The organism is Paraburkholderia sp. JPY465 (assembly GCF_050436725.1).
In the GTDB taxonomy this organism is placed as follows: Bacteria; Pseudomonadota; Gammaproteobacteria; order Burkholderiales; family Burkholderiaceae; genus Paraburkholderia; species Paraburkholderia youngii.
The window spans coordinates 2,461,563-2,476,532 of sequence record NZ_JBNDMT010000003.1; the positions used below are offsets into that span (position 1 = coordinate 2,461,563).

Below are 14,970 nucleotides of genomic sequence, written 5' to 3' on the forward strand. Positions count from 1 at the left end.
TCGGCGGATCAGAAACCGCGCGACAGCACCGCGACGCCGATCGTCACGACGCCCAGCACGAGATTGATCAGCACGAGACGGCGGACCGAACCGACCGCCCGCGCGCCGTCGGGCCACTTCTGCGCCTGCACCGCGCGGCGAATGCGCGGATACACGGCGAAGCGGATATGCCCGAAGATCAGCATCATCACGATGCCGAGGCCGGCCATCGCATGCAGCGGCCACGTTGCATGACCGCCGCCGAACTGCATCAGCAGGAAGCCGCCGCTAATCAGAATGACGAGCACCGACACCCCGACCCAGTTGAAGAAGCGGCCAAACACCGACTCCCACAGCGGCAGGCGCAGTTGAGGCGACAGATCGCCGAGCGCCGGACGCAGGCAGAAATGCGCGAACACCATACCGCCGACCCACACCGCCACCCCGAGCAGATGCAGAAAAAGCGCGACTTCGATAGCCTTGTTCATGTAGTTTTCCTCTCCCGACGACGCCACACCGTTTTGGACACTTGATCCCGCTCAGCAGCAACTGAGCGCGTTCGACCATACGTGATACAGGCAGTTCCGGGTATCGACGTCTATTGCATCGTATTTTGTCGTTGTGATCGCGCCACCTTCATCTGGCCGCGACGCCGCCGCACCCCGTTTGCTTCCAACCCTTCGCGCGACGGACTTTTTGTGACAGGCCGCGAGCGCCCCGCATGCTAGCAGGCACCCGTGGCTTTCCAGCGTCAAACTTGGTTAAATCGATTCCACTAAGCCGGCAGCACCGGACGCATGCCGTCGAGCTTCAGCTTGCTGTCAGGCGCGCGACCCTTGCGCGCACGCTTGCCGACATGCGCCGCAAGCTCGGCGCCGGCCAGCTTCTCCTCGTCGACTCGGCCGCCGCGGCGTGTGCCGATCAGCACCAGGCCGGCCTTGTCGATCGCGAGCGCCTGCACCAGCGTCTCGTTGTCGTCGAGCGCCATCAGCGTGACGCCACGACCGCCGCCCGACAGCGTCTTCATCTCGTCGAGGCCGAACACCAGCAGACGCCCGCCCGACGACAGACACGCGACCTGCACCGCATCCGGCAGCATCGGCATCGGCGCGAGCGGTGCGGCGCCGGCGTCGATCGTCATGAACGACTTGCCGGCCTTCACGCGGCTCACCATGTCGCCGACCTTGGCGATAAAGCCGAAGCCGTTGCTCGACGCGAGCAGCAGCGCCTGGTCCGCCGACGCCGCGTAGTAGTGCATCAGATGGCTGCCCGATTCGAGCTCGATCAGCGAAGTGACCGGCACCCCGTCACCACGCCCGCCCGGCAGTTGCGCCACCGCGACTGAATAGACGCGCCCGTTGCTGCCCCACGCGATCAGCGTATCGGGCGTGCGGCACTGGAACGCCGCGTAGAGACCGTCGCCAGCCTTGAAGCTGAAGCCCGCGACATCGAGCCCGTGGCCCTTCAACGCGCGCACCCAGCCCTTCTGCGACACCACCACCGTGACCGGTTCGTCGACCACGCGCGCTTCGAACGTCGCGCGCTTTTCCTGCTGGATCAGCGTGCGGCGCTCGTCGCCGTACTGCTTCGCGTCGGCTTCGATTTCCTTGATCAGCTGGCGCTTCATCGCCGGTTCGCTGCCGAGCAGTTCTTCGAGCTTGGCCTTCTCTTCGCGCAGTTCGGCCAGTTCCTTCTCGATCTTGATCTTCTCGAGACGGGCCAACTGACGCAGCCGGATTTCGAGGATGTCCTCGGCCTGACGGTCCGTGAGGCCGAACGCGGCCATCAGCGCGACCTTCGGCTCGTCCGATTCGCGAATGATGCGGATGACTTCGTCGATATTCAGGAAGACGATCATCCGGCCTTCGAGAATATGGATGCGGTCGTCGACCTTCGACAGGCGATGCCGCGTGCGGCGCGTGACCGTCGCGAAACGGAACGCGATCCACTCGTGCAGGATTTCGCTCAAGCCCTTCTGACGCGGCCGGCCGTCGCCACCGACCATCACCATGTTCAGCGGCGCGTTCGATTCGAGGCTCGTATGCGCGAGCAGCGTATTGACGAACTCGGTCTGATCGATGCGGCTCGACTTCGGCTCGAACACGAGACGCACCGGCGCGTCCTTGCCCGATTCGTCACGCACCGCGTCGACGAGCGCGAGCAGCGTCTGCTTGGTCTGCAACTGCTCGGGCGTCAGCGCCTTCTTGCCGAGCTTGATCTTCGGGTTGGTCTGTTCTTCGATTTCCTCGAGCACCTTCTGCGCGGCCGTGTTCGGCGGCAGTTCGGTGATCACGAGCTGCCACTGGCCGCGTGCGAGGTCTTCGATCTTCCAGCGCGCGCGCACCTTCAGGCTGCCGCGGCCGGTTTCGTACGCGGCGGCGATTTCCGCCTCGCTCGAAATGATCTGGCCGCCGCCCGGGAAGTCCGGACCCGGCACATGCTGCATCAGTTCCGCGTGGGAGAGCTTCGGATGGCGGATCAGCGCGACCGCGGCGCTTGCGACTTCGCGCAGGTTGTGCGACGGAATTTCCGTCGCGAGACCGACCGCGATGCCCGATGCGCCATTGAGCAGCACGAACGGCAGACGCGCCGGCAGCACCTTCGGCTCGTCGAACGAGCCGTCGTAGTTCGGCATGAAGTCGACCGTGCCCTGGTCGATTTCGCTGAGCAGCAGCTTCGCGATCGGCGTCAGACGCGCTTCGGTGTATCGCATCGCCGCCGCGCCGTCGCCATCGCGCGAGCCGAAGTTGCCCTGGCCGTCGATCAGCGGATAGCGCATCGAGAAGTCCTGCGCGAGACGCACGAGTGCGTCGTACGCGGACTGGTCGCCGTGCGGGTGATACTTACCGAGCACGTCGCCGACCACGCGTGCCGATTTGACCGGCTTCGCGTTGTCGCCGAGGCCCATCTCGTTCATCGCGAACAGGATGCGGCGCTGCACCGGCTTCTGGCCGTCGCAAACGTCCGGCAGCGCGCGGCCCTTGACCACGCTGACCGCATACTCGAGATACGCGCGCTCCGCGTAGTTGCCGAGCGTCAGCACGTCGCCGTCCGACGGCGGCTCGTTGAAAAGGTCGAGAGTGTTATCGTCGTCCATCTAGATTCCGTGTCCGTGTTTGGCTTGAAGTGTCGTATGCCGCATCGAGGCGCAAATGCGCTCAGATGTCCGCTTCCACTTCGTTGCCCTTCTCTTCGAGCCAGCTGCGGCGCGACGCCGCTTCGCCCTTGCCCATCAGCATCGTCATGCGCGCGACGGTCGCGTCGTAGTCGAGTTCACCGAGCGCAACCGGTTGCAGGCGGCGCGTGTCGGGATTCATCGTGGTGTCCCACAGCTGCTCGGCGCTCATTTCACCGAGACCCTTGAAGCGGCTGATCGACCACTGGTTGTCGCGCACGCCGTCCTTGCGCAGCTTGTCGAGAATCGCCTCGAGTTCGCCTTCGTCGAGCGCATAGAGCTTCTGCGCGGGCTTCTTGCCGCGCGCGGGTGCATCGACGCGAAACAGCGGCGGCCGCGCGACGCACACATGGCCACGCTCGATCAGCTGCGGGAAGTGCTTGAAGAACAGCGTGAGCAGCAGCACCTGAATGTGGGAGCCGTCGACGTCCGCATCCGACAGAATGCAGATCTTGCCGTAGCGCAGATTCGACAGATCGACCTTGTCGTCCGGATTATGCGGATCGACGCCGATCGCTACCGAAATGTCGTGCACCTCGTTGTTCGCGAACAGACGATCACGCTCGGTTTCCCACGTGTTCAGCACCTTGCCGCGCAGCGGCAGAATGGCCTGGTATTCCTTGTCGCGGCCCATCTTCGCGGAGCCGCCCGCCGAGTCACCCTCGACGAGGAACAGCTCGTTGCGTCCGATTTCCGTCGATTCGCAATCGGTCAGCTTGCCGGGCAGCACCGCGACACCCGAGCTCTTGCGCTTCTCGATTTTCTGGCCCGCGCGCGTGCGCGCCTGGGCCTGTTTGATCACGAGGTCTGCGAGCTTCTTGCCGTGCTCGACGTGCTGGTTCAACCACAGTTCGAGCGCCGGCCGCGCGAATGACGACACCAGCTTGACCGCGTCGCGGCTATTCAGGCGCTCCTTGATCTGCCCTTGAAACTGCGGATCGAGCACCTTCGCCGACAGCACGAACGACACGCGCGCGAACACGTCTTCGGCAAGCAGCTTCACGCCTTTCGGCTGCAGGTTGTGCAACTCGACGAAGCTCTTGACCGCCTGATAAAGACCGTCGCGCAAACCCGACTCATGCGTGCCGCCCGCGGGCGTCGGAATCAGGTTCACGTACGACTCGCGCGTGAGCGGCCCTTCCTCGCTCCACGCGACGACCCACGCTGCGCCCTCGCCTTCGGCGAACGTCTCTTCGCTCGAACGCGAGCTTTCCGCATAGCGCTCGCCCTCGAACAGCGGAATCAGCAGATCGCTGCCGTTCATGCCTTCGAGCAGATAGCCGCGCAGGCCGTCTTCGTATTTCCAGCTTTGCTGCTCGCCGGTCTTTTCGTTGACGAGCGTGACTTCGACGCCCGGCAGCAGCACCGCTTTCGAGCGCAATAGACGCTGCAACTCGCCGAGCGGCAGGTTCGGCGAATCGAAGTACTTCGGATCGGCCCACGCGGTCACCCGCGTGCCGGATTTCTTGTCGGCCTTGGTGGCGGCACGCACCTGGAGCGGCTTCGCGACGTCGCCGTGCGCGAAGCTCAGTTCGGCCACCTTGCCGTCGCGCCACACGGTGACGTCGAGCCGCGTGGACAGCGCGTTCGTGACCGACACGCCGACGCCGTGCAAACCGCCCGAGAACGTATAGGCGCCGCCGGCGGCCTTGTCGAATTTGCCGCCCGCATGCAGGCGCGTGAAAACGATTTCGACGACCGGTACGCCTTCGTCGGGGTGCAGGCCGAACGGAATGCCGCGGCCGTCGTCGTCGACCGAGACCGAATGGTCCGCGTGCAGTGTGACCGTGATTTGCCGGCCGTAGCCGCCGAGGGCTTCGTCCGATGCGTTGTCGATGACTTCCTGGATGATGTGCAGCGGATTCTCGGTGCGGGTGTACATGCCGGGTCGTTGCTTGACCGGCTCAAGACCCTTCAACACCTTGATCGACGCTTCGCTATACGCGGCGTTTGGCTTTTTCGTAGACATGATTGACTCGGTGCGTCGGTTCATCGTTGTCCACAGGTCCTGTGGACAGGGCCGTGGACAATGCGTTGAGTTTTCAAAAAAAGCGAAACGAAACAACAGGGTTAGGCGGAGTGCCCGCAGTGCGGGCAAGCTGTTTTGTTGCGCGGCTTCCGCTGGCGCGCTCAGAGGCCGAGCATCGACGCTCAGCCCGCCGGGGAAGCCTGTTCGCGGGGTATTGTACTGATTTCGATCACGGCGGCAATTGACGTCGCGCTGAATTGGCCGACTGGATAAGGCGCGGCGGGCGCTGGGGGACATGCGCCGGAGGATGGACGTCTCGCGGGACGGCGGCGCAATGGCTATCGGCAGGTAGCGGCGGAACTGCACGGACGTGCGCCCGCTGAACATTCAATGCATGCGCAGCGGCGTTCTCTGTTGTTTTCGTGCCGCCCGCGCATGCTGCATCAGCTCATGCGTGAGGAAGCGCGCCATGCGGCGCGCGCACCGCGTTGCGTCACTTGACGCGGTTTTCCAACTCGTCCCACCGCTCGAGCGCGAGCATCAGTTCTTCGTCGATCTCGGCATAGCGCTCGGTCAGACGCGCGCCTTCGCGTGCATCCTTCGCGAACACCGAGCCGTCTTCGAGCTGCGCGCCGATCGCCTTCTGTTCGGCTTCGAGGTCGGCAATCATTTTCGGCAGCGCCTCCAGTTCGCGCTGCTCCTTGAACGACAGCTTCGCGCTGCGCTGCGCATTGCGGCCCGTGGCGCTTTCCTTCGGCGCCGCTTCTTTCGGTGCTTCCTTGCTCGATTCCTTCTGTGCTTCGAGCGCGAGTTGCTCCGATCGATCGCGCTGCGTCTGCCAGTCCGTAAAGCCGCCGACGTATTCGCGCCACTTGCCGCCGCCTTCCGATGCGATCACCGACGTCACCACGTTATCGAGAAACGCGCGGTCGTGGCTGACGAGCAGCACCGTGCCGTCGTAATCGATCAGCAGTTCTTCGAGCAGTTCGAGCGTCGGAATGTCGAGGTCGTTGGTCGGTTCATCGAGCACCAGCACGTTGGCCGGACGCGCGAACAGACGCGCGAGCAACAGCCGGTTGCGCTCGCCGCCCGACAGCGACTTGACCGGCGAACGCGCGCGCTCCGGCGCGAACAGGAAGTCGCCGAGGTAGCTCATCACGTGCTTCTTCTGGCCGTTGATTTCGACCCACTCGCTGCCCGGGCTGATCGTGTCGGCGAGACTCTTTTCCAGATCGAGCGCAGCGCGCATCTGATCGAAATAGGCGACCTGCAGATTGGTGCCGACGCGCACATTGCCTTCATCTGGCGCGAGTTCGCCGAGGATCAGCTTCAGCAGCGTGGTCTTGCCCGCGCCGTTCGGACCGACGAAGCCGATCTTGTCGCCGCGCATCACCGTAGCCGTGAAGCGGTCCACCACCGTGCGCTCGCCATAGCGCTTCGTCACGTCCGTCAGTTCCGCGACGATCTTGCCGGACTTCTCGCCCTGACCGACGTCGAGCTTCACGTTGCCTTGCACGTTGCGGCGCTCGGCGCGCTCGTTGCGCATCTGCACGAGCCGCGCGATGCGCCCCACGCTGCGCGTGCGGCGTGCCTCGACACCCTTGCGAATCCACACTTCTTCCTGCGCGAGCAGCTTGTCGAACTTCTCGTTCTCGATACGCTCGACTTCGAGCTGCTGCGCCTTGCGCGTCTGGTACGCGGAGAAATTGCCCGGATACGACAGCAGCCGCCCGCGATCGAGTTCGACGATGCGCGTCGCGACGCGGTCAAGAAACGCGCGATCGTGCGTGATGAACAGCAGCCCCGCGCGCAGCGACACCAGCAGGTCTTCGAGCCAGCGGATGCCGTCGAAGTCGAGATGGTTGGTCGGCTCGTCAAGCAGCAGCACGTCGGGCTGCACGACGAGCGCGCGCGCGAGCGCGGCGCGCTTTTGCATGCCGCCCGACAGCGAGCCGACGCGCGCTTCGCCGTTCAGGCCGATCTGCTGCAGCGTGGTCGCGACGCGGGTGCTCCAGTTCCATGCGTCCGCGGCGTCCAGCGACGATTGCAGCGTGTTCATGCGCGCAAGCAGCGCGTCGTGTTCCGCGCCTTCCGGCGTGTCGGCGAGCTGATGCGCGACCGCGTCGTATTCTTCGAGCAGCGCGCGCGCCTCGGTGAGACCGGCGGCGACCGCGTCGAACACGGTGTCGTCGGCGTTGAACTCGGGCTCCTGCGGCACGTACACCGTGCTCAGATGCTGTTGACGCGAGACGAGGCCGTCGTCGGGTTTGGCCAGATCGGCGACGATCTTCAACAGCGACGACTTGCCCGCGCCGTTGCGCCCGATCAGCCCGACGCGCTCGCCCGCTTCGAGCGAGAAATCCGCGTGGTCGAGCAGCGCGACGTGACCGAACGCGAGCTGGGCTCCGGTAATGGTGTAAAGCGACATGGGAATGGGAGAAGACAGCGATGAGTCGGAACTGCTCATTGTACCGGGCGCGGGGCCGGTCGCAGGGATGCCTGGGGGGAGATGCGTGCAAGGCGGCGTGCAACGCAATCGGTGCGGCCGGCGACACCCGCGCGCCGGCCCGGCTTTTCGAACAACGGCTTACTTCACATGCACCGTGATCGTCTTGCTCATCTGCGGCCCATACGAGCGATGCGCGCCGTCGCCGAATTGCAGCGTCAGCGTATGGTCGCCCGGCGGCAGCGTCAGATCGGTTTCGGTCTGGCCTTTGCCGAAGTGCAGCGACTTGTCGGTCGCGGCGATAACCTCGCCTTTCGGCAGCGGCTTGCCGTCGACCAGCAGATGATGATGTCCGGTGCCCTCCGTCATCGTGCCGGCAGGCGCGATCTTCATGCCGTCGAGGCCGAACACGACGTGCACCGGGTTGGTGACGGTCGCCCCGTCCGCCGGTTGCACGAAGGTCACGCCCTCCGCCTGCGCCACGCCCGACACGGCGAGCAGTCCTGCCGCCACGATGCCGACCAACCGTCTGTTTTTAAACATCGTTTTCTCCTTTGGAAGCGAAACTCGTCCACGCGATACCGCCAGCAGCCTGGTCCTGAGACCGATCGTCGCAATCCATGCCAGGCGGGCGCCACATCTGTCGAATCAGATAGCTTGCAGAGCAAAGCGTACACGCTTTGTGTGACGAGACCGGTCGCCGCGAGCCCGGGCCTCGCGGATGCGTTGCGACCGCGGCGCACAGGTCGTCTGCGGCTGAATTGACTAATTCCGGTAATATTGCGGGTCGCCGCGCCGCCCCATAAAGGGGCAGAGCAGCCGGCCATTGCATTGAACGAGAGAGTGTGTCGTGAGTGAAGTAATCGAAGTGACGGAATACAAGAGCTGGGTCTGCCTGATTTGCGGCTGGATCTACAACGAGGAAGACGGCCTGCCCGAAGAAGGCATCGCGCCGGGCACGCGCTTCGCCGACATCCCGGAAGACTGGCGCTGCCCGCTGTGCGACGTGGGCAAGGCGGAGTTCGCGGTAGTCGAGTTTTAATGTTGTCATGACGTCGGGCGATGGGCGCGGTTGGGTGCCCTTCGCCGGATGGTCAGGTGGTTTGCACGGCCCGGCAGGCGATGTCTGCGGGGCCGTTTCTTTTTGAGGTTGTTGGGGCGCGCGGGCCGGTTGCTGGCTTGGCTCTCCTTTTGCCCGCGCCGGTTTGATATACTCTGCGCTCGCCGGTCAGTGTGGACTCACCGAGTCCTCGCCGATCTGTCCGGCCCGGTCCTCTCCCTGTAGTTCAATGGATAGAACAAGTGCCTCCTAAGCGCTAGATACAGGTTCGATTCCTGTCAGGGGGACCAGATAGCTTCCCGGCGTTGCCCGCAAAAGTATTACAACATGGGCTCCCACAGCGCTGACTAATCGCCGCGAATGTGAATCTCCATCGTCCCGCTCAGTTCTTCTGGTAGTTGGTCCTCGTTGCCGTCGCCGGACAGCGGTTCGGAAAGCTCGATTCTGCCCGATGAGCACGCTGTCCAGAAACCAATCGTGGAAATAGCCCCAAGCCTTCAGCATTTCCTCTGTCATCTGCTGGATCGATCGTTCGTGAAACAGCTAAGCGCAAAAAAGAATCTCGACCTTGCGAGTTCGACGACGGTGATCGCGAAACGCGTCTGAGGCGACGCCAGTCCAACGGCCCCGTTATTTTTGCATCGGCCGACGCAGACTTTGCTCGTATATCGAAGGATCGACGACGTTCATGTGATCCTTTGGGCGTTCACCGAATACTCGCTCGAAGTCCTCGGCACCCAGAATGTCGGCGGCGTCGTGGAGAAAAGACGATTAGGCCTGATTGAGCTCCGAGGCCGACGGAGCATCGCTACCCTGCGGGGCGTATTGCAAACGCTCGACCTGCACCATAAATGCGCGGCGATGATTCATCAACGACTTGATCTTCGCTTGCGCGTCGGGACCCTTCAAGGTCGCCTGAAGATGCTCCTGAAAATCGTCGACATCGGATTCCTGATGTGCTGACTTCATGGCGTTACTCCCGCTTGGTGTCGAGCACTGAATCTTTTTGCTCGCCCATGCAGCATGCTGCTTGCCGTACGTTCCGAAGATCGCGTTGCTCAACCAGTAGCCCCTGGACGCGCGCACCGTAGCTGGAGCTGCTCCAGCGCCACCGGTCGCCCAAAGAATCTGGTTCGACAGCTGATGGCATACACCATCGCGACCATAGCTGAAGATCGTTCCACGAGCGGCCGGATCGATGTTCGAGTCCACATCGGGCTTACATAAGCAACTAGCATAAAGCAGATTTGCCGCGCCGGAAGCCAGAAAACCATCCGCACTGACCGGCGTCCCACCTCGGGCGTGGAAGCTGCCCCAGCTGTACCAATAATGCTCGCCCGCGAGCAGGACATCCGCCAGCGCCGGATATATCTTCACGCGGCTGTCGTAAGTCGTGACCCAGGTGTGATCGACCACGGAATCCTGGAAATACGCCGGAACGGACCATGCGAACAATGTAACGGCGCTCATTGCTCCACCTTTTTGTCCGGTCGCATCACGGCGCTGCCGCGCGAAGGCCGCCCGAAAAGCCGCCCGAAAAGCCGGTAAGAACTTTACTCAGCTAAAAAGTTATACGCGCTCAGCGGTACTAATTTCAAGGACACGAAGAACCGCCGAGGCGACGCAGGCCATCAGGCCGGCCGCTGCGGAATATTCAGGCCGCGCGCTACCGCCGGACGCTCGACGAACGCAGCCAGCACGCGCCGCACGTTCGGGAAGTCCTGAATGCCGACCAGCTCTCCGGCCTCATAAAAGCCGACCAGATTGCGCACCCACGGGAAGATCGCGATATCGGCGATCGAATACTGGTCGCCCATCACCCAGGCGCGTCCGTCGAGGCGTTGTTCCAGCACGCCGAGCAGCCGCTTCGATTCGGCGATGTAGCGATCGCGCGGACGCTTATCCTCGTATTCCTTGCCGGCGAATTTGTGGAAGAAACCGACCTGGCCGAACATCGGACCGATGCCGCCCATCTGGAACATCACCCACTGGATCGTCTCGTAGCGCCCAGCGGCGTCCTGTGGGATCAGCTGGCCGCTTTTGTCGGCCAGATAGATCAGGATCGCGCCCGATTCGAACAGCGGCAGCGGTTTGCCGTCGGGACCGTGCGGATCGAGGATCGCCGGAATCTTGTTGTTCGGGTTCAGCGACAGAAACGCCGGCGTCATCTGATCGTTGGTGTCGAAGCGCACCAGATGCGGCTCGTACGGCAAGCCGGTTTCCTCGAGCATGATCGAGATTTTTACGCCATTGGGCGTCGGCAGCGAATAGAGCTGAATCCGGTCCGGATGCTCGGCCGGCCATTTCTTCGTGATCGCGAAAGCGGATAAATCGGTCATGGGTTCGGGTCGCCCTAGGGTCAGAAATTGCAAGACCGCCCAATATAAACCGACTCGCCACAACGCGTGCGAGGCCGCGCGAAGACCTTACAGACGCCGCGGCAACAGCGCCGTTCGCGATCGGCGGATCACCACAAGTCCTTCGTCGCCGTGCCCGCGCGCAGGTTGAAGCCCTCTCGCCACAACGTCGCGCCGACCGTCACCAGCAGCGTCTTCTCGGTGCCGTCGAGCAGTTCCCACGCGGCCGCAAGCCACGTCGCGAAGCTCGCACAGGTCGCTTCGAGATCGGGCGGCGCCTTGCCTTCCAGGTACTGCCGTTCGAACATCGAAAGTATCTTTTCGGGTGTCATTGGCGCGACCTCCTGCTGGGATTTCCGCCAAGTCTAAAGGGCTGGCGGCGCGTGCGGAATGCCCATCATCGTGATCACGGGTTACTCCCAGGCCGGCCGCCGCGCGAGCGTCAGCCGCGACCCAAACAGTGAAATCGGACTGGCGCGCTCCGATCTGCACCGTCCGAAAAACAAAGGCGCCGCGACAGTCGCGACGCCTCGCCGTTACGGCAACCTACGCCGAACGGGGTCAGTGATGACCGCGCTTTGCATTGTCCTTGGCGTCCTCCTTCGCATCGCCATAGGCCTTCTGCACCTTGCCGGCGCCCTGCTGCACATCGCCCTTGAGTTCCTTCGCGGGGTCGTTCGTGGCCTTGCCGACGGCCTCGTTGACCTTGCCCTTGACCTGCTCGCCAACGCCCTTCACTTGATCCTTGTTCATGTTCGGCTCCCATATGCGTAGTCGACAGAGATGCCGGCGCGGTATTCCGCCGGTATGTGGGATTTAGCAACGGCTGTTCCCGGGGGCCGTGCCGCGCGCGGCACGGCGCCATCGTCGAATGCCGATGGGCGATCGGGCAAGTTTTTTATCAAATTAGGCCTAAAGTCTCGCCGCGCACCGCCGTAAATGCGTTCAGGGAGGAGTCATGGACCATACGGACACTACGATTTCGGGATCATCGCAAGCTGCGTTGATCGACCACGATATCGCGCACATCGCACGCGTGATGCACGTATCGCTGCGTGGCGATTTCGGCGGTCCGATCCTGCCCGCCACCTATTGGCGCAAACGGCTGACCGCGCTGGTCGACAGCGGCCAGCTATCTCCCGCCCAATTGGATAAAGTCGACAGCCTGCTGCTGCAGCTCGATCGGCTCGCCTCGACGCCGCTGCCCGAATGGGAACGCTTCGCGCCCGCTCCGACCTCGCGATTCGAACCGGCTCAGCCGGCGAAGAAGGCGAAGTCGGCCTGATCTCGCCAGCCCACACACTGCCTCACCGCTCCTACGCCGCCGACAATCACAGCAACGCGACATATCGCGAAAAAATCCTGATCAATCCGCGCTAAAAATAGGGAAAGGGGACGACCTTAGGTCATAATGTCCGCAAAAATTCCCAGCCAGGACGCCACGTGACCCTCGTCGCCCCATTCGACCTGCTCAAGCAGGCGCGCGCCCGTTTCACCCAACGCGAAATCGCAGCCCATGTCGGCAAGGACATCAAGACGGTGCGTCGCTGGGAAAAAGGTGAAACGCGTTGTCCCGCGATGCTCGAACCCGCGTTGCGCGATCTGCTGCGGCAAGGCGCGCGTGAGGCGCAACAGGCGGGCGACACGGCGCGCTTCCGCTTCATCGATCTGTTCGCGGGTATCGGCGGCATTCGGATGGGCTTCGAGGCGCACGGCGGCGAATGCGTGTTCACCAGCGAGTGGAACGAATTCTCGACGCGGACTTATCGCGAGAACTACGGTCAGAACTACGGCGACAGCGCCGCGAGCGGCAGCGCGCACGCGCTGATCGGCGACATCGTCACGTTTCCCGCCGAGGACGTGCCGAGCCACGACGTGCTGCTCGGCGGCTTTCCGTGCCAGCCGTTTTCGATCGCCGGCGTCAGCAAGAAAAACGCGCTTGGCCGGCCGCACGGTTTCGAATGCACGACCCAAGGCACGCTGTTTTTCGACGTCGCGCGGATCATCGCCGCGAAGCGCCCCGCCGCATTCCTGCTCGAAAACGTGAAAAATCTGCTGTCGCACGACAAGGGCCGCACCTTCGACGTGATCCTGCAAACGCTGCGCGACGAGCTCGGCTACGAAGTGCACTACCGCGTGATCGATGGCCAGCATTTCACGCCGCAGCATCGCGAGCGCATCATCATCGTCGGCTTTCGCGGCAAGACCGCGTTCACGTGGGACGATCTGCGGCTGCCCGACGAGGGTCCGCGGCTCGGCGCGATCCTGCATCGCACGGACGGCACGGAACCCGTGCTGCCGTGGGACCACGACCGCTTCTTCGATCACGCCGCGCGCCGCGTGCAGCCGAAGTACACGCTCACCCCGAAGCTGTGGGCGTATCTGCAGAACTACGCGGCCAAGCATCGCGCGGCGGGCAACGGCTTCGGTTTCGGCATGGCGTATCCGGAGAGCGTGACGCGCACGCTGTCCGCGCGTTATCACAAGGACGGCTCCGAAATACTCGTCTATCAGGGCGAGGCGCTGCGCCCGCGTCGTCTGACGCCGCGCGAATGCGCGCGGCTGATGGGCTTTCCCGACACCTTCAGGATTCCGGTCAGCGATACGCAGGCCTACCGGCAGTTCGGCAACAGCGTCGTGATGCCGGTGATGCGCGAAGTGGCGCGTATCATGCTGCCGCATGTGCAGACCCTGCTCGCCCACCCGACCCGCGATGCGTCGAAACACTCCCTGCCGCTCTACGCCTGAGCGGCCGCGCGACCCGTTGGCCCTCTGACGATGGTCGATATCGTCGATAGCGCGACGCGCAGCCGGATGATGTCCGGCATTCGCGGCCGCAACACCAAGCCGGAGGTGCTGATCCGCAGCCTGCTGCATCGGCGGGGTCTGCGCTTCAGGCTCGACGCGCGCGATCTGCCCGGCCGCCCCGACGTCGTGCTGCCGCGTTATCGCGCCGTGGTGCTCGTGCATGGCTGCTTCTGGCATGGCCACGACTGTCATCTGTTCAAATGGCCGCAGACGCGGCCCGACTTCTGGCGCGACAAGATCGGCCGCAATCGCAGCAACGACGACAAGGTGCGCGCCGCGTTGCTGGCGAGCGGCTGGCGCGTCGCGGTTGTGTGGGAATGCGCTTTGCGGGGTGCGAATCGCGATATCGCGGGTGTGATCGAGCGGCTCGTCGCGTGGATTAGAAGCGACGCGCCGGAGTTCGAGGAACGCGGCTGAAACCACACGCGGGCTGCCTTGTGCGCGAGTCTCCGGCCGCTGGTGCTACACTCGAAAAGCTCACCCGGCATGCTTTCGAGATACCTTCGAGGCACGCTTCGGCGGCGTTTTCCGGGTGCTTTCTTGGCGCTTTCACGGCACGTCCTCACGCGCTCCGGCATGCCCGCGAGATGCGCCTCGCCGCCGGGACATCGCGCACTCCGACGATCCCAGAAGCAATCAACAAGGGAGGCACATCATGGCTGACTTCCGTCTCTGGTCCGACGACTTTCCCAACAACGGCTTCATGCCGAGAGACCACGAGTACAACGACAAGGCGTTCGGCGGCGACGGCGAAAACATCTCGCCGTCACTGCAATGGGAAGCGCCACCCGCGGACACGCAAAGCTTCGCGCTCACCGTTCACGATCCCGACGCGCCGACCGGCAGCGGCTTCTGGCATTGGGTCGTCGTCAACATCCCGGCCGACGCGCGCTCGCTGCCGCGCAACGCCGGCAAGGCCGACGGCTCGCTGCTGCCGCAGGGCGCGATACAGTTGCGCAACGACTATGGGACAGTCGGCTTCGGCGGCGCCGCGCCGCCGCGCGGCGATCGCACGCATCGGTTTATTTTCCGGCTGCATGCGCTGAAGGTGCCGCATCTGCCGGTCAGCGCGGAGACCACCAACGCGGTCGCGCGCTTCATGACGCATCTGAACGAAATCGACTCGACGACCCACACCGGCCTTTACGAACTCAAATGACGCGAGCGCGGCGCCGG

At 63.7% G+C, this 14,970-nt stretch carries 14 protein-coding genes and 1 tRNA gene; 6 read left to right on the plus strand and 9 right to left on the minus strand.

Translation table 11 applies throughout. From position 1 onward, the window contains the following. Window positions 1-8: 8 nt before the first annotated feature. From QFZ94_RS26055 to QFZ94_RS26075, 5 genes are all read right to left on the minus strand, one after another. Window positions 9-467, minus strand: coding sequence for a CopD family protein (locus tag QFZ94_RS26055; protein WP_429460515.1), 459 nt, complete (start codon window positions 465-467; stop codon window positions 9-11). 287 nt (window positions 468-754) lie between these two features. Next, a complete protein-coding gene (gene parC, locus QFZ94_RS26060) occupies window positions 755-3,076 on the minus strand; it encodes a DNA topoisomerase IV subunit A (RefSeq protein WP_410849732.1) in 2,322 nt (773 codons plus the stop codon). A gap of 61 nt (window positions 3,077-3,137) precedes the next feature. Beyond that, entirely contained in the window at window positions 3,138-5,123 is a 1,986-nt protein-coding gene (locus QFZ94_RS26065) for a DNA topoisomerase IV subunit B (protein WP_368584596.1), read from the minus strand. A gap of 493 nt (window positions 5,124-5,616) precedes the next feature. After that, complete coding sequence (locus QFZ94_RS26070) at window positions 5,617-7,551, minus strand: ATP-binding cassette domain-containing protein (protein ID WP_429460518.1); 1,935 nt, start codon at window positions 7,549-7,551, stop codon at window positions 5,617-5,619. A gap of 159 nt (window positions 7,552-7,710) precedes the next feature. After that, the gene (locus tag QFZ94_RS26075; RefSeq protein ID WP_368623457.1) at window positions 7,711-8,112 is read right to left on the minus strand and encodes a DUF4399 domain-containing protein; all 402 of its coding nucleotides are present in this window, start codon (window positions 8,110-8,112) and stop codon (window positions 7,711-7,713) included. 307 nt (window positions 8,113-8,419) lie between these two features. Here QFZ94_RS26075 and QFZ94_RS26080 point away from each other — a divergent pair, with 307 nt between their 5' ends. Both QFZ94_RS26080 and QFZ94_RS26085 read left to right on the plus strand, forming a co-directional pair. Then, window positions 8,420-8,611: a rubredoxin gene (locus QFZ94_RS26080; protein WP_013088815.1), complete on the plus strand. Its 192-nt coding sequence runs from the start codon at window positions 8,420-8,422 to the stop codon at window positions 8,609-8,611. A 233-nt stretch (window positions 8,612-8,844) separates the two neighbouring features. Then, window positions 8,845-8,919: transfer RNA gene (locus QFZ94_RS26085), tRNA-Arg, on the plus strand. Between the two features lie 481 nt (window positions 8,920-9,400). On the opposite strand, the gene QFZ94_RS26090 is transcribed toward QFZ94_RS26085, so the two are convergent. From QFZ94_RS26090 to QFZ94_RS26105, 4 genes are all read right to left on the minus strand, one after another. Continuing rightward, window positions 9,401-10,099 (minus strand): hypothetical protein, encoded by a 699-nt coding sequence (locus QFZ94_RS26090; RefSeq protein ID WP_429460520.1) that lies wholly within the window; start codon window positions 10,097-10,099, stop codon window positions 9,401-9,403. Window positions 10,100-10,260: 161 nt separating this feature from the next. Continuing rightward, window positions 10,261-10,968, minus strand: coding sequence for a glutathione S-transferase C-terminal domain-containing protein (locus QFZ94_RS26095; protein WP_410849730.1), 708 nt, complete (start codon window positions 10,966-10,968; stop codon window positions 10,261-10,263). Window positions 10,969-11,096: 128 nt separating this feature from the next. Further along, a complete protein-coding gene (locus tag QFZ94_RS26100; RefSeq protein ID WP_368584589.1) occupies window positions 11,097-11,318 on the minus strand; it encodes a hypothetical protein in 222 nt (73 codons plus the stop codon). Between the two features lie 229 nt (window positions 11,319-11,547). After that, window positions 11,548-11,739 carry a CsbD family protein gene (locus tag QFZ94_RS26105; protein WP_013088810.1) on the minus strand — a complete coding sequence of 64 codons (192 nt, stop codon included), beginning with the start codon at window positions 11,737-11,739 and terminating at the stop codon, window positions 11,548-11,550. Window positions 11,740-11,944: 205 nt separating this feature from the next. Here QFZ94_RS26105 and QFZ94_RS26110 point away from each other — a divergent pair, with 205 nt between their 5' ends. From QFZ94_RS26110 to QFZ94_RS26125, 4 genes are all read left to right on the plus strand, one after another. Beyond that, window positions 11,945-12,271: a hypothetical protein gene (locus tag QFZ94_RS26110; RefSeq protein ID WP_368584588.1), complete on the plus strand. Its 327-nt coding sequence runs from the start codon at window positions 11,945-11,947 to the stop codon at window positions 12,269-12,271. 158 nt (window positions 12,272-12,429) lie between these two features. Next, window positions 12,430-13,734 carry a DNA (cytosine-5-)-methyltransferase gene (gene dcm / locus QFZ94_RS26115; protein WP_429460523.1) on the plus strand — a complete coding sequence of 435 codons (1,305 nt, stop codon included), beginning with the start codon at window positions 12,430-12,432 and terminating at the stop codon, window positions 13,732-13,734. Between the two features lie 30 nt (window positions 13,735-13,764). Continuing rightward, complete coding sequence (locus QFZ94_RS26120; protein WP_429460525.1) at window positions 13,765-14,211, plus strand: very short patch repair endonuclease; 447 nt, start codon at window positions 13,765-13,767, stop codon at window positions 14,209-14,211. Between the two features lie 238 nt (window positions 14,212-14,449). Continuing rightward, entirely contained in the window at window positions 14,450-14,953 is a 504-nt protein-coding gene (locus tag QFZ94_RS26125) for a YbhB/YbcL family Raf kinase inhibitor-like protein (protein WP_013088806.1), read from the plus strand. Window positions 14,954-14,970: the final 17 nt, after the last annotated feature.